This window comes from Spirochaetota bacterium (assembly GCA_034190085.1).
In the GTDB taxonomy this organism is placed as follows: Bacteria; Spirochaetota; UBA4802; order UBA4802; family JAFGDQ01; genus JAXHTS01.
Genome location: JAXHTS010000023.1, coordinates 80,439 through 100,036 on the forward strand (window position 1 = coordinate 80,439; position 19,598 = coordinate 100,036).

A 19,598-nucleotide genomic window follows, 5' to 3' on the forward strand; every position below is an offset into this window, starting at 1 on the left:
TTCAGTGAGTGATTACTCAATTTTTATATTAATTATGATTCACATGACGATATTTAAATAGATGAGATGTTCATAACAAAGAAAAAATATCAACAACATGATTTTTTTGTGTCCATTGGCGCAGGTTTTAATCAAATACCTATAATAGACGAGGCTAGGAGATTAGGCTTTAAGGTTATTGGTGTTGATAAGAATATCAGCGCGGTTGGAATACCTAAATGCGATTTAAAAATATTGGAATCCATCGATAATCACGAGGATATACTACAAAAGCTACATGAATTATTAGTTGATGGTCAAATCAAAGCAGTATTATCGAAATCTTTCGGGCCTGCCATAAAAACTACCTGTTTTATATCAAACAACCTCAACATTCCACTGATTCCCTATAACAGGATTGACGATTTTATAGACAAGAAAAGGATGAAGACTATCTTTACACAAAATGATATCAAATCATCAGATTTTAGGGTATTTCATCAAAAGGATTATCCATCAAAAATAAAAAAGAAAGAGTTTCCCTTGGTAATAAAACCCATAATCGGACATGCCAAGATGGATGTTGAATTATTGGAGAATACTTCAGACCTATCAAGATATCTACAAAAAGCGCCATCCAATAGGCATCTGGAATATATGATTGAAAAATATATTGAGGGTGATGAGATTATTGCAGTGGGAATAGTACATAATAAAAAGTATCACTTAATTGATATCATTGATAAAATAAAAACACCGCCACCCTTCTTTGTGGATATTATGCATATTTCACCCTCAAAATATATGAATTTATGGGATAAAATTATCAATATCGGTCAAAAGGTTTCGGATGCTTTCGAAATATCCACATCTCCCTTGATTATGGAACTTATAATAACCAAAGAAGAAAGCATTAATGTTATTGAGGCTGTCCCTGAATTTGGAGGTGAATTCTTGCCTGAAATTCTCATACCATCAAGAACAGGTTACAACTTTATTCGAGAGGCTATTAAGGCTACTATTAGCAATGATTTCAAACCACCGAAGAAGACAAATGGCAAGGATACGATTGTTGTGAAATATATTACAGGACAAAAGGGCATCCTTTCCTCGTTTGATTCAGATCAACCCATAAAACAACCAGATATCCTCTATTCCAGAATGTTTTCTGAAATTGGATCTAAGATAAAAGACCCTATGACTAATCATGATAGGATTGGCGTAATAATAGCAAAAGGAAAAATGAAAGGAAAAACAATTGAAACAGCAAAAAAGGCTGAGACCTCCATGAATATAGAAATAATGGTTAATTAGTTGAAGTTAATTCATTTATAAATATTTCATCTTAAGAAGATTTTATAATTCTCAATCCTCACACCATATGTGCATTTTAATGCACTCTTAGCATACATTTCTAATATCCTTCAATTTAATCAATATAACACATAAGAACCAGCAATTATCCATTGACAATCTGAATTTATAGAATAAACATTTACTAATCGCTTAGATATGAACTAAGGGGATTATATTATAATAATATATGCTAAAATACATTAATTATGACAGATATTAATGCATGGGAAAAACACTATTGTAAAGAAAAGTCAGTTCTTATCTATCCTGATGAGAATCTGGTTAGGATGCTAAAATCTTTTTTAATGGATAAAGGGGGACGAGGTGAACTCATTGCGGTTGATCTGGGTTGTGGAAGCGGTCGACATATGAAATTACTCTCCGAGCATGGCATTAAAACCGTAATAGGTATGGATAACAGTATAAATGCCATAAATATCTGCAATAATAATTATACCTTCCCGCTGGCATTGGGAGAGAATAACAGACTTCCCTTTAAATCGAGTTCTATCGATATAATAATATCCTGGGGAGCCCTCCATTATTGTATGAAAGATTATTTCCAAGCATCCATGTGGGAGATCTATGAGATTATGAAAAAGGGTGGTGTCATCTTTGGAACGCTACGATCTGTCAGGGACACATACATCAGGAGAGGAAGATATATTGGGAATTGTACTTGGATAACTGACCTCGAAGATATCAATAGAGCAACTGTATCGCTCTATTGTGAGAGAGAGCTAAAGAAAACGTTTAAAATATTCAGTTCATTTCAATACGGCCACATGGAGAGGACTATATTAGGAGATACGGAAAAGATAATCTCACATTGGTTCTTTTATGCTGAAAAATGACTTGAAACAAAATTGATTCTCCAAATAATAGCATTTTTTTCGATTATTTTACATAATTCAGAAAAACAATTGTTTCATCCAACCTAAATGATTATTTTAACTTCAGTACCTATGATTATAGCCTTTGAGTAATCTATAAAGAGAAAAAATGAAGAATAGGCATATAACAATTTACGATACCACTCTCAGGGATGGTGCTCAGAGTATTGGTATTTCCTTCTCGCTTCATGATAAGATAAGAATAGCAATGGAGTTGGATAAGCTGAAAATCGACTATATTGAGGGGGGATGGCCAGGCTCAAACCCCAAAGACAACCTCTTTTTCAATGAAATGAGGAAGGTCGATCTTCATAATGCGAAATTGGTTGCCTTTGGTTCAACCAGACGTCATGATACTTCCTGTTCAAAAGATAAACAACTAAATGCTTTAATACAATCGAATTCAAATTCACTGACTATTGTAGCAAAATCCTCCGATTTTCAGGTTACTAAGGCCTTAAGAATTGATCTTAAAGTAAATCTTGAGTTAATATACAGCACGGTTGCTTTTTTAAAGGATAAGGGTTTTGATGTGTTTCTTGATGCTGAACATTTCTACGATGGATTTAAATCAAATCCAGAATATTCTCTGGAAACAATCATACATGCTGAGAAGGCAGGCGCTGATATGATAGTCCTTTGCGACACAAATGGTGGATCATTGCCCCATGAAGTAGAATATATCACAACAGAGATTACAAAAAACATAAAAACACCAATCGGTGTTCACTTCCACAACGACTCTGGAGTTGCTGTGGCAAATTCTATTACTGCAATAATAGCTGGAGCTGTATCTGTTCAAGGAACAATGAACGGCTATGGAGAGAGATGTGGCAACTGTGATCTATCTACACTGATACCTAATATAGTTCTCAAGATGGGATATCAATGCCAAGCGGCAGAAGCAATGATTCACCTAACTGAGGTCAGTAGATATATTAGCGAGACTGCCAATCTTACGCATAATGAAAATGCTCCCTATGTTGGGCATAACTCATTTGCATCCAAAGCGGGCATACATGTATCAGCCCTTAAGAGGGATCCAAGGACATATGAGCACATTGATCCGGCACAGGTTGGCAATAAAAGAAATATACTAATTTCAGAATTATCAGGCAGGAGTAATATAGAATTTAAAGCCAAAGAAATGGGAATTGATCTCAAGAATAGAATAACTCTATCCAATGAACTCCTACAAAGGGTTAAAGAACTCGAAGATCAGGGATTTCAGTTTGAGGCGGCGGAGGGGTCCTTTGAGTTATTGATACGGGAAGCCACCAAAGAGTATGTGCCATTTTTCAACCTCTTGGGATTTCGAGTAATAACTGAAAAGAAGGAGAGCAATCTAGTCACCTGCGAGGCCACAATTAAAGTAGAAGTAGGCGGGAAGGTTGAACATACAGCTGCTAATGGAGAAGGGCCAATTCAAGCATTGGACAATGCTCTTCGGAAGGCACTGGAAAAGTTTTATCCGGAGTTAATGGAATTGCATCTAACCGACTATAAGGTGCGAGTTTTAAACGAGAAATCAGGCACAGGCTCACCTGTAAGAGTTCTTATTGATCAGCAGAGAGGGCATGAAAGTTGGGGAACTGTGGGAGTCTCAAAGAATATTATTGAGGCATCATGGCAGGCTTTGGTTGATGGGATTGAGTATATGCTCTTTAAAAAGAAAATTAAAAAGGATACAAAGGCATCAAATGGATAAAAGACCTATAGGAATCTTCGATTCAGGTGTGGGGGGACTAACAGTGTGTAAGTCTATAAGAGATATCCTTCCATCCGAGAACATCATCTATTTTGGCGATACCCTACGCTTCCCATATGGCACAAGAAGCCATGATACTATCATAAGTTACTCACGGGAGATTAGCCAATACCTAAACACAAGGGATGTCAAGTTGATCGTGGTCGCCTGCAACACCTCATCCGCTGTGGCACTTGAGACACTACGAAATGAGAATACAATTCCGATTATTGGAGTAATTGACGCCGGAGCAAGGGCAGCCTGTAGGAGATTGAAGGGTAACACCATTGGCGTTATAGCTACAAGGGCTACAGTCAGGAGTTTATCCTATGTCAAGGCGATTAGTAAAATCTCTCCTGAGATTGAGACAATACAACAGGATGCTTCCATATTTGTATCCCTTACAGAAGAGGGTTGGATTGATGATGATGTTACTAGGCTTAGCGCAAAAAAATACCTACAAAATATGTATAATAGTGGGATTCGAACCCTAATCCTGGGTTGTACACATTTCCCGCTTTTAAAAAAAGCGATAAATGATGTCTATCCTGACCTGGACCTTGTTGATACTGGGATTGAGGTAGCGGTTGAGGTTCAGAGGATATTGAAAGAAAAAAAACTTGAAAATACTGGAAATATGGGTGATACAATCCTATATGCCTCTGATATTACTGATGTTCTTCAGAGGTTAAAAGAGATGTTTTTTGAGGAAAACAGTTCAACCATCTCAAGACTTATTATCAATGGACAACAACGATGAAAAAAAAGTATGCACTAATAATTTTTTGTATATTGCTTATCACAAATAGCAACGCCTTTTCATGGGAGATCTATGATAGGGTTATTGCGATTGTGAATGATATACCAATAATTGAGAGTGAGGTCTTGTCCAAGTTATCACGGTTACAAAAGATCAAGAAGATTAACAAGGGGAAGATAATTTATGAAAAGAGCAGACTGCTCGATAAATTTATCGATGATACCCTTGTTTGCCAGACAGCAAAAGAGGAATATATCATTGTAAGTGAAAAAAAGATTGATCATCAAATAGACAAGATCATGAAAAGCATGAACTTAACTTCAATTGAAGAGTTTAAGAAGAGAATCGAAGCAAGTGAAAAGATGAGCTTCAAGGATTATAAAGAGGAGCTAAGAATCTCTATTATAACCGAACAGGTAATGTCAATAGCAATTGGGGTGTCGCCACCATCGGAAAAGGATGGTATTGAATGGTATGAGAAAAATAAAAAAAAACTTGGTTACCAGGTTAAGTTAAAACACATCCTAGTCAAACCGAATAACAATTCAATAGCAGAAGAGAAGAGAGTAAATAAACAGATAAATAAATTGAGAAGACTTATCGTTTCAGGCAAATCCTTTGAAGAAATTGCACAAGCGCATTCAGAGGACTCAAGCACGTCAAAGAGGGGGGGGGATCTCGGATGGGTAAACATTGCTGAACTCGATCCCTATTTCGCATCTCAAGTGGACAAAATTAGAAAAATTGGGAAAATATCTGGAGTAATTAAATCAAACTACGGATATCACATTGTCAAGTATCTGGGAAGACGATCTGTGCCCTATGGATCAGTTGCCAATAAAATTTTAAACCTCCTATATAATCAAAGGATGATGGAACAGTTTCGGAAGTGGGTTTTAAGGAGACGAAGAGAATCAGAGATAAAGATCTATATGGAAGATTATGTTCGAGGATAGGAGTAGAAATTGAAAATCGATATATTATTATATATAGATGACCATATTTCCGAGAAGGACCTGAATTTTAATGGGATATATTTACCAGGGAAACTGGCAGATGAATTGATGGCAAAGGATAATATTGATAATATATATTATTGCATACCAAAGAATTATAAAGGCGATCTGATTAATAAAGATGGTTGTTTTAACAGAAATGATAAAGATGATATTACCTTATGGAAACAAATATTTAACCAAACAAAATCTGATCATATTGTTAAAATATACTGTGATTCTCCCTTTCTGGATACAGAGATAATAAAAGATATGATGGACCTTCATATAAAATATCTTGCCGAGTTTACCTATTCAGAGAATCTCCCAGAGGGCTATTCATGTGAAATAATCTCAAAAGGGCTGATTGAGACAATTCCAGATTCAGATGAAAGAATGCTTCCATTGAGAGATATTATCAGGTCTAATATCAATCAATTTGATGTGGAACTCTATTATAAAGCTCCTGATATAAGGGATAAGAGAATATCCTTCAGGTCCGGAAATTTAAGGGATAAAAAAATTATGCAAAATATATATACAAGGCTTGACAAAATTCCAAAATATTCAGAGCTTAGCCAAACTATTGATGATAATCCTGATGTCCTTTATATTGGGCCATCATATATAGAAATTGAGTTAACTGGTCGATGTGAATTAGATTGTATATTTTGTTATAGAAATACTATAAGAAGCCCTCGATGGGATATGGATATGATCCTTTTCACAAAGATTTTAAAGGATATGGAATCTTTTCAACTACCCTATTCCGTATGCTTTGGCGGTTCTGGCGAACCGATGATGCACAGCAATTTTTATGAGATTCTGGATTTAGCCCTGAAGCAAAATCTTATAGAAAACATAATAATTGAGACAAATGGAATATATGCAGATGATAATTTTAAAAATGTCCTATTAAATCATAGAGATGATAGGATAAAGATTATCTTCAACATAAACGGCATGGATGATGAAACCTACAATGATTTACATGGAGCCGATTGCTTTCAAAGGGTTTATAATAATATCACCTCAATAAAGGAAATAATTCACGAAGATAACAGTATTTATATTCAGATCATGAAAATAAACGAAACTGAAGCTTTTCTGGATAGATATTATGACTATTGGGAAAATCATAAAATACCTATTATACTCCAAAAACAGAATACCTATCTGGGTAAAATAGAAGATAAAAGATATTCTGACCTATCCCCCATTGAGAGAGTCCCTTGCTGGCATCTTCAAAGAGATCTCTATATACTCTCTGACGGAAGGGTAATCTTTTGCAAACAGGATATTGACGGAGATTCTATAAAGGGGAACATTCAGGAAGAATCTATATACGATATATGGACAAATTCTAAAGCATTTTATATACAGGATTATATGAAAAACTATACTACAAATCCTGATTGTAAATCCTGTGACGAATGGTACACCTTTAATCTTTAATGGAGATGAGCTATGAAGATAAATGGTATTGTAAATGGTCATAAGATAAAGCCCCATGTTTCTGCCATTATTCAAGCCAGAATGCAGTCAAAGAGATTACCTGGTAAGGTGATGCTTGACTTAAACGGAAAACCTCTCCTATCACACATTATTGAGAGATCAACACTAATTGAAGGGGTAGACACCGTAGTAGTTGCTACTCCAACGGAGGAGGAGAATTTACCAATAATTGACCTAGCGCATTCAATGGGTGTAAGGGTGTTTACAGGTTCAATGGATAACGTGCTTGAAAGATATTATATGGCCAATCAGGAGTATAATGGCGACTATATTATCAGGGTTACCGGAGACAACCCATTCATTGATATAGAATATGCTACCATGGCTCTTGATATTGCTATTGAATCAGGTTCAGATCTCTGTGCCATTCCTAATCTACCCCTAGGCGTTGCTGTAGAGGTAATAAAGAGGGAGGCGCTTGAGAAGAGCTACCAACTGAGCACCAAACCCTATCATAGAGAACATGTTACCACATTCATAAAAGAACATACCGAATTATTTAAAATAGAGAGGCCATTGGTGGACATTAACTACCCTTCAAGCAATCTCAGATTAACAGTAGACACTATAGAGGATTATCAATTTGCACAACTACTCTATGCCAATCTATATAGAGGAAAGCCATTCCCGCTATTGGATATAATCGATTATGTACACAAAAATCCAAAACTGGCATTTATAAATAATGGGATCAAACAACGTTCCTCTACCCATTTTGAAGCCCTGTCAGTCAAATAGAATCATATATATATTATCTGACTGGGGGGATTCCCTTGGTAGTGGTCATATCCAGAGAATGTCAACCCTTCTTTGGCATCTTAACCAGAGAGAGGGTATACGAGCCTTTCTTGTATCGAATTCAATACCTCACTTCCTTTCGTCTGAAATCTTCAAATATACCAAGAAACAGATAGATACGAAACCAGATATAATAATCCGTGATATGCGAAACTCCTCAACAGAAGAGATTGAAAAACTGAAATCCCTGAGTAGGGTAATGGTGATTGATGATGCTGGGGATGGAAGAGATGTTGCTGACTTTACAATCGATCTATTGCCAAATTATAGTAATCTTCAAAAGGAAGAATCATCAACCCGAAATACCTTTTTTTTATATGGCTTCAATTTTGTTAAATCCCTGCTTTCCATTATTAATAAAAGTATTCCAAAGGTGATCGATTTTTCAATCTACCCGGGACTAGCCGCCAATGATAAATACCTAGACCTTCTGCTTTCCCTCCTTCCTAAGGGTTCAAGCTATGCAATCCATTTGGGTGAAAACTCCTATTCAAATTATGGGGAAAAAATCGATAGATCCTATGCTGAGTTAATCCTCTCTTCAAGAATTATTGTTTCTCACTTTGGGATTATGCTCTATGAGGGATTCATATCAGGATGTAGATTAGTATCAGTAAATCCGACCCTTTATCATTGTCAATTATCAAAATTGGTTGAGAAGAGGTTAAACATATTAAACTTAGGGATGTATAATGATCTTAATAGGGATATGGTTCTATTAAAAATTGAAGAATTATTAAATGAACCGATTTGCGAAAGTATTTCAGCAAAGGAGGTTTATAATAGGGTTTTTGAAAAACTTGAGAAGTTCTCTGACTATATTATTGAGTTAACATAGGATATCCTATGCAAGTTGACTCCTGTAGTGTTAAAGATAAATTTCAAAAATCGCATCCTAATATTGTGAAGCACTGAATTTGTATTTCAATAGTATAGAAGTAAGATAATTCACCCTATCATAGAGGATAAATCGACAACCAGAATAATAATATTATAACAATGAGCTTTGGCTAGCTATAGAATAGTTCACGTTGACGATCAGTAATAAATCTATCTAAATTCGGATTATTAAATCTTAAATTCACCTCTCTCAATTTAGTTATTATCCTTTTAGCCTCAGACAACAAATCACTATCATCAGTTTTTTGTATGGCGACTAGTCTTCGTGAAAGATCGATTATTTCACTATCTTCTTGCTCTATAAGTTCAGCCTTTTCCAATATACACCTGTTCCCACACCTGGGACACTCACGGGCATCTTGGCCCATTGTAACAGTTCAACTAGCAGAACAGGATTTAAATTCTGTAAATTCATCCTCATATCCACATTTGTCACATCTTATCTTCATTCAACATACCTCCTCATTACAATCCTTAATGTTTATCTTATTGAGATAAATAAGATTATATACAATTAAAAAAGTCAATGCTTTTATAAAAGTGATATGCATATTGTTGTTAGCTATCAATGGGTCACCTTACTGTAAGGTAAGATAAGGTAAGGTAATTGTTTAATTGTATTGACAAGATATTTGAAATGATTTTTAGATTAATATCACTACAACAAACTCATTTAACGTACTATACAAGTCAATATTGTTTAGATATTAGATTACTGAAATAACTATAATCTTAATTAAGGATGTAATTCATGTTGAGAATAAATTATCAAAATAAATTTTTTGAAAAGGAAGCAGTTGAGTTAGACAACCATTCATTTACCAATTGTGAATTTAAAGACTGCATGATTATTCTAAAGACTGGAGATACTGAAATAAAGTCCTGCAATTTTATTGATTGTAAGCTAATACTAAAAGAAAATGCCTTAACAGTTGGAAAAATTATTAAAATGTTTACGAAGAATGGGCCATTGCGTGTTGTTGATTATGATAAGAATGGTATTTTCCATCCTTCAGGGGGGGGGGATAATGACTGAAAATAGGTATAGCTCAGATATGCCTTCATCTTCTCCATATATAACTGTAAATTTCACTCTCAATTGATGTAAAATCTTATGAAAATAATTAGAGATTTAATAACTCCTCGAATTTTTTAAACTCATCCCAAAACTCAACTTCATCGTAATTAAAAATATTCTTCCCTTGCATATATTTCTGAGCAATCATAGCATAGGCAATGGCTCCCTGTTTAATCCTATCCCCCTGCCCTGATTTACCAACCCGACATTCTGCAGGCACACCTACAACAAAAGAACCAGGAGGGATGTTTCGTCTCTCTTGCACTACTGCTCCAGCTGCTACAATTGTGCCACTGCCAATAACAGAACCATTTAGAACAGTTGAGTTAATTCCTATAATGCAATTATCTTCAACTGTACATCCATGAAGGACCGCCCCATGTCCAACAGTTACCATATCTCCTATATTTGTAGGAGTACCAATATCTGCATGAAGCACACAGTTATCCTGTATATTAGTAAATCTTCCAATCTTTATGGGCGCAAAATCAGCCCGTATTACTGAAAATGGCCATAAGCTGGAATACTGTCCTAATATAACTTCGCCATGCTGTACTGATTTAGGATGAATAAATACTGATTCATGGATATTCATCACTGTATCTCCCTTACATCAATGTTGATGATTAATCTTACTTTGTTGGCAGTTATAGGATTAACTGTTATAGTCTAACTTGTAGCAGAATATGAATCAAAGGTGCAAAGAGGCAGCGACACAACGCGCTAACAATAATTCGTATAACGCGATCATATCATCAATTGTTATATATTCAATGTGCAATTTTAGAAGTAGGTATACTTCCAACTAATTACAATAGCATAAAAATGATTAGAATTGTCATTTTAATACACCATTGAAATAATTATTAACAATCGCATCAATTTTATATTCTTCAAGCATGCCTGAGTTCGTTTTATTATCATTATACAAAATAAAAAGAACACCTCCAATAAACATTAAAGAGGTTAACTCTGAATCTATACTTTTTTTGTATAACCCCTTCTTGATGATCTCCTCAATATCACGTATTAACGATTTAGTAATTAATTCAATAAAAGCATTTACCCTTGCTAAAATCTCACCATCAATGCCCACTATGTCCTTAAAAATCAACTTTATTATTATCGGCTCATTTTCAATGGATCTAATTGTACCTAAGATTCTTTCCTTAACAAATTTTAAGACTAACTTCTGAGAAGGATTTGTTTTCAAAAAATCTTTTAAATCATCCAAATCAAGTATATCATCAATCTTCTCCTCCACTGATTCCAAGATAGCATATAATATTTCACGCTTGTTTCCAAAATATTGATATACAGTCCCTCGGGCAATGTTCAGCTCTTCGCATACCTTGCCGATATGAGTACTCTGGAACCCGATTTTCATAAACATATCTTTGGCTGTATCAATAATCTGATGTTTTCTCCTCTGCCCTTTAGCAAGCATCTTTCATTACCTCAGCTATTTGATTATTTATAATCTATGGCGCTCCTGCAAAAACTACTTTTGACAAAATTTTGTGTTCCATATTTGGCTATAATCGCCTGTAATCAGTACCTATATTATAAAAATTGACTTTTTGCAGGAGTACCATCCATATTTTTATCATGCCTTTATATTGCATTTATGCTGTACTCATTAAGGATTCATCAATGGGACTTAAATAAATTGTCATAATACTTACATTATCAATAAAGACAAATGATATTCCTATCTGATTTTAGAATTATTGATATCCTCTCTCCGTTTCTGTATGTATATTTCTTTTGAAAGATATACTAAGACCTCTTTCAATTCTCGAATAACAATATCTGCCTTTTCTTGTAATTCTCTGCTCATGGTCCCTAATAATATTTACCCACAATCGATATGATTCTATACTTGTGATGAGTTTAGATACAAAAACAGTTATTACTTAACTTTTACAGATTTGTAAATAATGATTCAGATTATAACATTATAGGGTATAGAAGTTAGTATAAGCATACCCTAAATACACTTTGGATAATTTAATAAAATCAAAATTATGATATTACTCATAAATCATCCTTAAAATTACTAATCGTTATATTCATTCAAATACTTAATATCGTTATTCTCAATAATAAAATTTTTTATATTTATTATCCTAGACCAATAGGTAATCTATTCTTTGTGTGGTTGATTAGCAATAAAGGATTCGAGGGGTAAAGGCTTCAAGTGAAAATCGGTAATTTATGAGTGTAAAGGACTATTCGTCTCTATTTTACCTATACCTTCACTTAAATCCCAGAATCCTTGAATCCTTCGTAGTTAAGTAATAAAACTTGAGAATGGACAAAAAAAGAACATTGAATCAATTTAATAAAAAATAAGTTTTAATAAATAATTTATATTGATTCCTTGTCATTCATTTCTATTTTAATATGAAACTTGCGTAAAATTAGGCCCTAAAAATGGTGACAACTACCAACAAAATGACAATAAAATATAAACATATTAAATTGCAAGAACAAAATTTACAATAATGGACAAGAAGTCAATACTAATAAAGTGATATAAAATTTACACACAAAGCCTATTTTTATAAAAGATATCTAGTAGGTCTATTCTCCTAAAACCATCGGTATTATTTAAATATATCAACACAGATTAAAGCCCTAGTATAAATTGCGCATCACTTACAGTTGCAACCTGTCGATCCATTTCATTAGCTATCCGCACCACCCTTTTGATTAGCTGCTCATTGGATTTTGCCAATTCTCCCTTTCGGTAATATATGTTATCCTCAACACCTACACGCACATGCCCACCCATGGCTATAGCATGCATAGTTATAGGTAATTGATACCTTCCTATTCCAGCAACGCTCCATAATTGTTCAGGTGATAGATCATCAGTTAAAAGAACAAGGCTTTTTATGTTTCCTCGCATTCCTCCCTGCACACCCAGGATAAATCCGATATGAAATTTCTCGGGTAAATATTTTTTTTTAATGTATCTATGTACTGTCTCCATCATGCCGTAATCAAATATTTCTAGTTCAGGCATCACTCCGTTTTCTGTTATAGCCTTTAAGATTTGACGAATCGTATTCTCGCTATTTTCAAATATTTCCTTCCCAAAATTCATTGTGCCCATGGATAGCGAAGCCATTTCTGGTTTAAGCTCCAAGGGAGCGCATCTTTCAGCAAGAGGTGTACCCACAGCCCCACCTGTAGAATACTGAAGTATAACATCACAACGCTCGCGAATTTTGTCGCTTACTTCTTTGAATATATCCACACTCTGACTCGGTTTCCCTTCCTCATCGCGCACATGCAGATGAATAATGCTCGCTCCGGCCCTGACAACCTCCTTAGCGGCATTAGCGATCTCATCGGGCGTTATAGGGAGATAAGGATAATCCTCCCTTCGCAATTCCGCTCCAACGATTGGGCAGGAGATGATCAGTGGATTATCAGTCATGCCACTTCCCATCCTTCTCCTTGGGGGCAACGCATACACCAGTCGCTCTGCAGACTAAAACAGGATTATCAAGGACCTTAGCTGCGGTTTCACCTAATTCAGGGGCAGGGGTTATGATCTTCCAGGCTTCAAACTCCATAGTCCTTGATGTATTGCCCACATCCGATATCCTTCCAATGACTTCGATGAAATCGCCTGCATATACAGGCGCCAAGAATTCTACTGAATTGTATGCACGAAATAATCCCTCATCCCCATCATAACGGATTAAAAGCTCAGTTGCCACATCTCCGTATAGATGTAATATTTTCGCTCCATCCACAAGATTCCCAGCATAATGTGCATCACTGTAGCTCATTCTATGTATTTGTCTTGCCTCAATCATATTCATAAGCTTTCTTCACAATTGTTGTTGCGATATATGATGCCACCTGAGAAGGAAGCGTCCCTGGACCGAATCCGGCATCATAACCGAGTTCCAGAGCTAAATCGTTTGTGACTCTAGGCCCACCAGCTATTAAGAGAAAACGCACGCGCATATTCTTCTCTTTCAAAAGCCTTATGAATTCATCATAATTTTGCTTATGGGCATCCCTTTGGGTCACACTTTGTGAAATAAGGATAGCATCAGCACAGACCTCAACAGCCCTTTGAAGAAGACTTTCACAAGACACCTGGGCTCCCATGTTTATTGCATTAATCTCAGGATAACGCTCCAGGCCATAATCATGATTATATCCCTTCATGCTCAAGATAGCATCAATCCCAACGGTATGCGCATCGCTTCCGATGGAGGCTCCAATGATCGAAAGTCGGCGTTTCAACTTCCTTTTGATAAATTCATTTATCTCATTGAAAGACATCTTCCCTGTCTCTACCTCGGTTGCCTTTACAGTGGTGTAATCGAGACTAGGGATAGCGTTTGCATAAACCACAAAAAAAGTAAAATTATCCGCAATTTTTTTTGAATGAGCCACTATTACGTTCTCAAAATTAAGACCCGACACATAAAGCTCAGCTGCCTTTTGAGCCCGCGCTCCATTTTCAACAGGCAACGTAAAGGATAGTTGCACTATACCATCATTTAACCTGTCGCCATAGGGTTTAATAATCTCCTTACTCATGAATCACACCCTGCTCTTCTATTTTTTCCAATATGGGATTGGAATAATCATGAGCCTTCTCAATTACCCCCTCAACGCCCCTCCCCTCATCATCACTTCTGCTTATATCTGCAAATTTTCCTTGCGCAATGGCCTCCATAAGGCCGATTCTTTTTATCTCTTTCATAAATACCTCAACTTCATTCAACACATGCTGTGCCCTTTTAGAAATGATACCTTTCCTTCTCAATAGAATCTCGCTTCCCAGAGCACGAGCTGTCTTGAATACATAATTGATGCTGGATAGCGACTCGCTTCTGTCGTGCATAAGGGGATTGTGTATCGCCTCAGTCATTATTCCTGAGAGATGAATCCCCTGATTTGTCATTATTGATGCAAGATTAAACATTGTATCCATGCAATGTGAGTAAAATATATTCGTGCTCATATGTTTTGTAGGCGGCATAAACTTCAACGGCATATTAGGGAATAACTGCCTGGCGAGTTGAGCATGAGCAAGCTCGTATAAAAGTGCATTTTCAATCTGTGGATCTATCTCAAAGGCATGGCCAAGACCCAACATATCATCAGTCAATAGAGCCCTCTTGCCCATAGCCTCATTAATTAGCTGAGAAGCTGTTACGGTGTAGGCTTTATCAATTGCATCGGATGTTGTGAGATAGTTATCCTCTCCAGTGTTTATCAATATCTTTGCTCTAGAACAGATCAATCGACTGAAATACTGATCAATAAAGGTTCGCTTTTTATTGATATCCCTGAATAATATTCCATACATTGAGTCATTCAGGAGTATATCCAGATCCTCAAATGCAGCGCATGCTGCGATCTCCGGCATGCAGAGTCCGGAGGCATAATTCACAAGACGGATGTAACGTCCCTGCTTCTCAGATACCTGATCCAGAGCCTCCCGCATGATCCTGAAATTGGCTTGTGTTGCATAGGTTCCCCCAACACCCTCCTCTGTCGGCCCATAGGGGACATAATCGAGCAGGGATTGAGCGGTGCTTCTGATCACTGCGATGATATCCGCCCCGGCAAGAACAGCCGATTCCGCCTGAATACGATCCTCATAGACGTTTCCGGTTGCCACAATCATATACCGCCAGGGTTGTTCCGGTAAAGGGATCGAATCCACCTTATGCCATTTCTTATCCCTTGTCCTATCCAGAATTGAAAGCGCTTCCCTTGCAATCTCTTTCTCCCTTGTCTGGATATCCTGCATCTTCAATCCATCTATATCTCCAAAATCTATTTCTCCTCGCAGAATCATCTCAGCAGTCATCTGGGGATCCCTCTGTGATTTGAGCATGGCAGCTGCAAAATAGAAGGACGCGCCAGATTGTAGAAGCCCTTTTTTTTGCAAGATATCAACAAGACGATTGGGTAACGGATATCCATGGCTGTCCACGCCGTCCACACCATAAAGCCTAAGAACAGACCTCTCAATGGATGTTGTAGAGTAGCGCTTGACAATCTCAAGTATTGCATCAGAGATATCCCTTGCATACTCTTTAACGCGCCTGATCTGTCTTTTACTTAAGCGAATATGCATTCATACCCTCTAACCAAATCTCTCGTTTTATCTCTTTCGTCTCTTTAGGCTTTCCGGTTCCAAGCACAGCTTCTCACCAGAGAGCAATGTCGCTACACCATCCAGGGGCTTATATCTTTCATCATCACAGATATGGCACTTGCCACAATTTGAAAATACATTCTCGGGTTGCGTATAGGTTGTTATCACACCCTCATAATTGCGAAGGGCGAAGCGTCTGTCTGACTGAGAGAGAAGATAGTTCGGCATAATGGGAATCTTACCCCCTCCCCCTGGCGCGTCAACCACAAATGTGGGCACAGCTAATCCACTTGTATGCCCCCGAAGATTTTCAATTATCTCCATCCCCTTCGTTATTGAGGATCTGAAATGCGAAATGCCAGGTGTTAGATCGCATTGATAGATATAGTATGGTCTGACACGTATCATTAGAAGATCCTGCATCAGCTTCTTCATTATATAGGGGCAGTCATTCACATCTCTCAGTAATACCGTCTGATTCGCTAAAGGTATTCCCGCATCAATCAGTCTTTCGCACGCTTCTTTGGACTCATAGGTGATCTCATTAGGATGATTGAATTGAGTATTGAAGTATAGGGGATGATACTTCCTAAGCATATTGGTCAGTGAATCAGTGATTCTCTGAGGCATTACCACTGGGACCCTGCTACCGATGCGTATGATATCTATATGCTCTATTTCATGCAGCTTTTGAAGGATATACTCAAGTTTATCATCGTTGAGTGTAAGAGGATCCCCTCCCGATAAAAGCACATCCCTGATCTCCCTATGCTGAGATATATAACCTATGCAGTCATCCAACTGTTGTTTTGTGAGATGCTTGTCAACAATATCGACAAGCCTCCTTCGCGTGCAATGGCGACAGTACATAGAGCAGATATGTGTAACGAGGAATAAGACCCTATCCGGGTATCTATGGGTAAGTCCATAAACCGGCGAATCTTTATCCTCATCAAGGGGATCGTAAATGTCTTCTGGAGAGGATGGCAATTCTTCAGCGCTGGGTACAGCCTGCAACCTGATAACGTTTCTCTTGTATTCCCTATCCATTAACGAGGCATAATAGGGTGTAATCCCCAATTTAAAATTTTGCAAACATTTCTCTAAATCCCTCTCTTCCTCTTCATCTACTGATATAATTTTTTTTAGAGTCTGTATATCTCGAATAACATTCTTAAACTGCCATTTCCAATCATCCCATTCCATCTCTGTTACATCATTATACAATGGGATCTTTTTGAAGTTCACTTTTTTTAATCTCTTCATCTTTGTCTACCGGGTATATTTTTGCATGCTATTAAATGCAGTGTGTTCAAACGTAAATGGATTCAAACAAATCTCTAATATCCTTTGATTCAGTTAAAATACTAAGTGCTGTCTTGGCATGATTCTCAGCATAACCATTCCCTATAATCATCTCAATATCCTTGCCAACCCCCTCAGCTCCCAGGGCGGCTTTAGTAAATGAGGTTGCCATGCTGAAAAAGTATACCTTCCCGCCTTGTCGGCAGATTAAAATTGAAGATAATTCTGTATCCGGAATATTGACAGAGTTAATCACAAGGTCTGCGAGCCCTCCTTCAGTTACTCTCATGATCTCTTCATAACAGGATAGAGCATCCCGAGCATCCTGCTTAATTATTATATCGCATAAATTAAGGGAGCTTAAGACGCGAATCCTCTCATCTGTATGGCCAATCCCGATAATGCGACCGGTTGAGCCTGCAATCTTCCGGGCCACATATGAACATAGAATCCCAGATTTACCGGTTGCCCCAATTATAACAACAGTATCGCCGGGCTTCACAAGCCTCCCTGTTTGAGCCGGAGCCCCAGCGACATCCAATACTGCCAATGCTAGAGGATCAGGAAGATCGCCATCGAGCCTTGAATATATACCGCTTTCAAATAGTATTGCTCTTCCCTTTATTCTCACCTGATCTGTATCAGGTTTAATCTCAAGTATCGTGTCAATCTTAAGGGGTGTAAGGGATAGGGAGACTAGGCTGGCAATTCTGTCACCCTCACTTAAATCATCTCTCCCCTTTAACCTTTTGCCAACCTTAGCAACATTACCCATGAGCATCCCGCCAGATCCTGTAACAGGGTTATGCATCTTGCCGCGAGAATTTACAATATCCAGGATCATTTCCTCAATCCCAGCTATGTCACCCCCAACCTCGCTCTTCAACTGCGCAAAGCTTGCTGAATCGATATTCAGCGTATCTACATCAATGAGTATTTCATTATCCCACAACACGCTTGTGTCATTATTAATCCTTTGAGCTGGTTGAGGTAGCGATCCCACAGGCTCAATTACTCGATGCGTTCCGAATGGATTTCCATTAGGTATATACTCTTCATTCATATCAGATTACCAAAGTATCAAGAGAAAGTATCATTCTGTATAATCGATCAATTATCCATCTTCTCAATTGATAGCTCAAGAACAATTTGATTTTTTAGTCAAGCATATAGATAACATATCAACATTCTACACTCAGAACAGGCCAGAGCTAAGCAGTTACGCTCCTTTTATCGATATACATTGTATAAGTTGTTGACTTTTTAATAGTTTTCTTTCTATAACATATAATATATTATATCATCTTATTAGTAAATCAAATGATAAATAGCCTTTCCCCTTCAACGGATAGAATAGCCATTACCATAGCAAATAGTCTGGTATAATAAAAATTTTATCGCAAAATGGATAAGAGAAGAACAAAAAGATATTCTATTTCTGATTATTTAGACAAAATAGTCTCAAAGGAAGAATACTATATTGATATACTCATAAATGGTTCAATAAGAGCAATATTGATTGATATTAGCATGTGCGGCCTAGGCTACAGGATTGAAGAGATTGATCCGGAGCGATTAAAAGAACTGCAAATTCCCGGAGATATGCTGATAAAATTATATATAGCAGATGTCGTCTTATTTGCCGAGATGAAAAAGGTGTGGACAGCTCTTATTGAGGATAAGGGCAAAAAGATCATTAAGGGAGGGCTGAGTTTTAATGTAATCTCTGTTGAGGACAGATTGAATCTTTCAAATTGTATTGAGAATATACGAAAAAGAATATAATATCAGCGACCATTTTACAGATAGCCCATATCGATCAGGACGATGGCATTGACAAGGTAAGTAATGTTGAATGGGAATACGGCGATAGCATGATAATCTGCCAATTATAGACACTGAGAAACAACCCGGATAATTAACGCGCAAGTTTAGCGTTGCCTTGTGGAAACCCGGCGTGACCTTGCGAAGGTTCCGCACAGTATTGCTGAAACTCGGTGCAGATGCGCTGGCTTCCTGCAAATCTGCGCAAGAATCTATCAAAATTGTGACAATCCCCTCCAACATAGGTGTGGATAATAAAAGAGCCCCACCGGGGGTAAAAAAGGATGTATCTTTTTCTTAACA

20 protein-coding genes are annotated in these 19,598 nt (G+C 37.0%); 11 read left to right on the forward strand and 9 right to left on the reverse strand.

Annotated elements, in window-relative coordinates; translation table 11 throughout:
• Positions 1–66: 66 nt before the first annotated feature.
• From SVZ03_04820 to SVZ03_04855, 8 genes are all read left to right on the forward strand, one after another.
• On the forward strand, positions 67–1,293 hold the full coding sequence (locus SVZ03_04820; protein ID MDY6933531.1) for an ATP-grasp domain-containing protein: 1,227 nt from the start codon (positions 67–69) through the stop codon (positions 1,291–1,293).
• 248 nt (positions 1,294–1,541) lie between these two features.
• Positions 1,542–2,189 (forward strand): methyltransferase domain-containing protein, encoded by a 648-nt coding sequence (locus SVZ03_04825; GenBank protein MDY6933532.1) that lies wholly within the window; start codon positions 1,542–1,544, stop codon positions 2,187–2,189.
• Positions 2,190–2,337: 148 nt separating this feature from the next.
• The gene (gene cimA, locus SVZ03_04830; GenBank protein ID MDY6933533.1) at positions 2,338–3,936 is read left to right on the forward strand and encodes a citramalate synthase; all 1,599 of its coding nucleotides are present in this window, start codon (positions 2,338–2,340) and stop codon (positions 3,934–3,936) included.
• The gene (gene murI, locus SVZ03_04835) at positions 3,929–4,735 is read left to right on the forward strand and encodes a glutamate racemase (GenBank protein MDY6933534.1); all 807 of its coding nucleotides are present in this window, start codon (positions 3,929–3,931) and stop codon (positions 4,733–4,735) included. The genes cimA and murI overlap by 8 nt, the downstream gene beginning before the upstream one ends.
• Positions 4,732–5,691, forward strand: coding sequence for a peptidylprolyl isomerase (locus tag SVZ03_04840; protein MDY6933535.1), 960 nt, complete (start codon positions 4,732–4,734; stop codon positions 5,689–5,691). Before murI ends, SVZ03_04840 begins: the two co-directional genes overlap by 4 nt.
• Before the next feature lie 9 nt (positions 5,692–5,700).
• Positions 5,701–7,185, forward strand: coding sequence for a spiro-SPASM protein (locus SVZ03_04845; GenBank protein MDY6933536.1), 1,485 nt, complete (start codon positions 5,701–5,703; stop codon positions 7,183–7,185).
• A gap of 12 nt (positions 7,186–7,197) precedes the next feature.
• Positions 7,198–7,983, forward strand: a complete 786-nt coding sequence (locus SVZ03_04850) for a glycosyltransferase family protein (protein MDY6933537.1) — start codon at positions 7,198–7,200, stop codon at positions 7,981–7,983.
• On the forward strand, positions 7,931–8,881 hold the full coding sequence (locus SVZ03_04855) for a hypothetical protein (protein ID MDY6933538.1): 951 nt from the start codon (positions 7,931–7,933) through the stop codon (positions 8,879–8,881). Before SVZ03_04850 ends, SVZ03_04855 begins: the two co-directional genes overlap by 53 nt.
• 172 nt (positions 8,882–9,053) lie before the next feature.
• Here SVZ03_04855 and SVZ03_04860 read toward each other — a convergent pair whose 3' ends face one another.
• Positions 9,054–9,311, reverse strand: a complete 258-nt coding sequence (locus SVZ03_04860) for a hypothetical protein (protein MDY6933539.1) — start codon at positions 9,309–9,311, stop codon at positions 9,054–9,056.
• A 383-nt stretch (positions 9,312–9,694) separates the two neighbouring features.
• Between SVZ03_04860 and SVZ03_04865 the strand changes: the two genes are divergently transcribed.
• Positions 9,695–9,979, forward strand: coding sequence for a hypothetical protein (locus tag SVZ03_04865; GenBank protein MDY6933540.1), 285 nt, complete (start codon positions 9,695–9,697; stop codon positions 9,977–9,979).
• A gap of 88 nt (positions 9,980–10,067) precedes the next feature.
• On the opposite strand, the gene SVZ03_04870 is transcribed toward SVZ03_04865, so the two are convergent.
• From SVZ03_04870 to SVZ03_04905, 8 genes are all read right to left on the reverse strand, one after another.
• A complete protein-coding gene (locus tag SVZ03_04870; GenBank protein MDY6933541.1) occupies positions 10,068–10,616 on the reverse strand; it encodes a gamma carbonic anhydrase family protein in 549 nt (182 codons plus the stop codon).
• 243 nt (positions 10,617–10,859) lie between these two features.
• Positions 10,860–11,468, reverse strand: a complete 609-nt coding sequence (locus SVZ03_04875; protein ID MDY6933542.1) for a TetR/AcrR family transcriptional regulator — start codon at positions 11,466–11,468, stop codon at positions 10,860–10,862.
• Between the two features lie 1,185 nt (positions 11,469–12,653).
• Positions 12,654–13,481 carry a 3-keto-5-aminohexanoate cleavage protein gene (locus SVZ03_04880; protein ID MDY6933543.1) on the reverse strand — a complete coding sequence of 276 codons (828 nt, stop codon included), beginning with the start codon at positions 13,479–13,481 and terminating at the stop codon, positions 12,654–12,656.
• Entirely contained in the window at positions 13,462–13,860 is a 399-nt protein-coding gene (locus tag SVZ03_04885; GenBank protein MDY6933544.1) for a hotdog domain-containing protein, read from the reverse strand. The genes SVZ03_04880 and SVZ03_04885 overlap by 20 nt, the downstream gene beginning before the upstream one ends.
• Complete coding sequence (locus SVZ03_04890) at positions 13,847–14,593, reverse strand: OAM dimerization domain-containing protein (protein ID MDY6933545.1); 747 nt, start codon at positions 14,591–14,593, stop codon at positions 13,847–13,849. Before SVZ03_04890 ends, SVZ03_04885 begins: the two co-directional genes overlap by 14 nt.
• Positions 14,586–16,145, reverse strand: coding sequence for a lysine 5,6-aminomutase subunit alpha (locus tag SVZ03_04895; GenBank protein MDY6933546.1), 1,560 nt, complete (start codon positions 16,143–16,145; stop codon positions 14,586–14,588). Before SVZ03_04895 ends, SVZ03_04890 begins: the two co-directional genes overlap by 8 nt.
• A 27-nt stretch (positions 16,146–16,172) precedes the next feature.
• Complete coding sequence (gene ablA, locus SVZ03_04900) at positions 16,173–17,432, reverse strand: lysine 2,3-aminomutase (GenBank protein ID MDY6933547.1); 1,260 nt, start codon at positions 17,430–17,432, stop codon at positions 16,173–16,175.
• A gap of 46 nt (positions 17,433–17,478) precedes the next feature.
• Positions 17,479–18,534, reverse strand: a complete 1,056-nt coding sequence (locus SVZ03_04905) for an L-erythro-3,5-diaminohexanoate dehydrogenase (protein MDY6933548.1) — start codon at positions 18,532–18,534, stop codon at positions 17,479–17,481.
• A 341-nt stretch (positions 18,535–18,875) separates the two neighbouring features.
• Between SVZ03_04905 and SVZ03_04910 the strand changes: the two genes are divergently transcribed.
• On the forward strand, positions 18,876–19,256 hold the full coding sequence (locus tag SVZ03_04910; GenBank protein MDY6933549.1) for a hypothetical protein: 381 nt from the start codon (positions 18,876–18,878) through the stop codon (positions 19,254–19,256).
• Positions 19,257–19,428: 172 nt separating this feature from the next.
• A complete protein-coding gene (locus SVZ03_04915) occupies positions 19,429–19,596 on the forward strand; it encodes a hypothetical protein (protein MDY6933550.1) in 168 nt (55 codons plus the stop codon).
• The last annotated feature ends 2 nt before the right edge of the window (positions 19,597–19,598 follow it).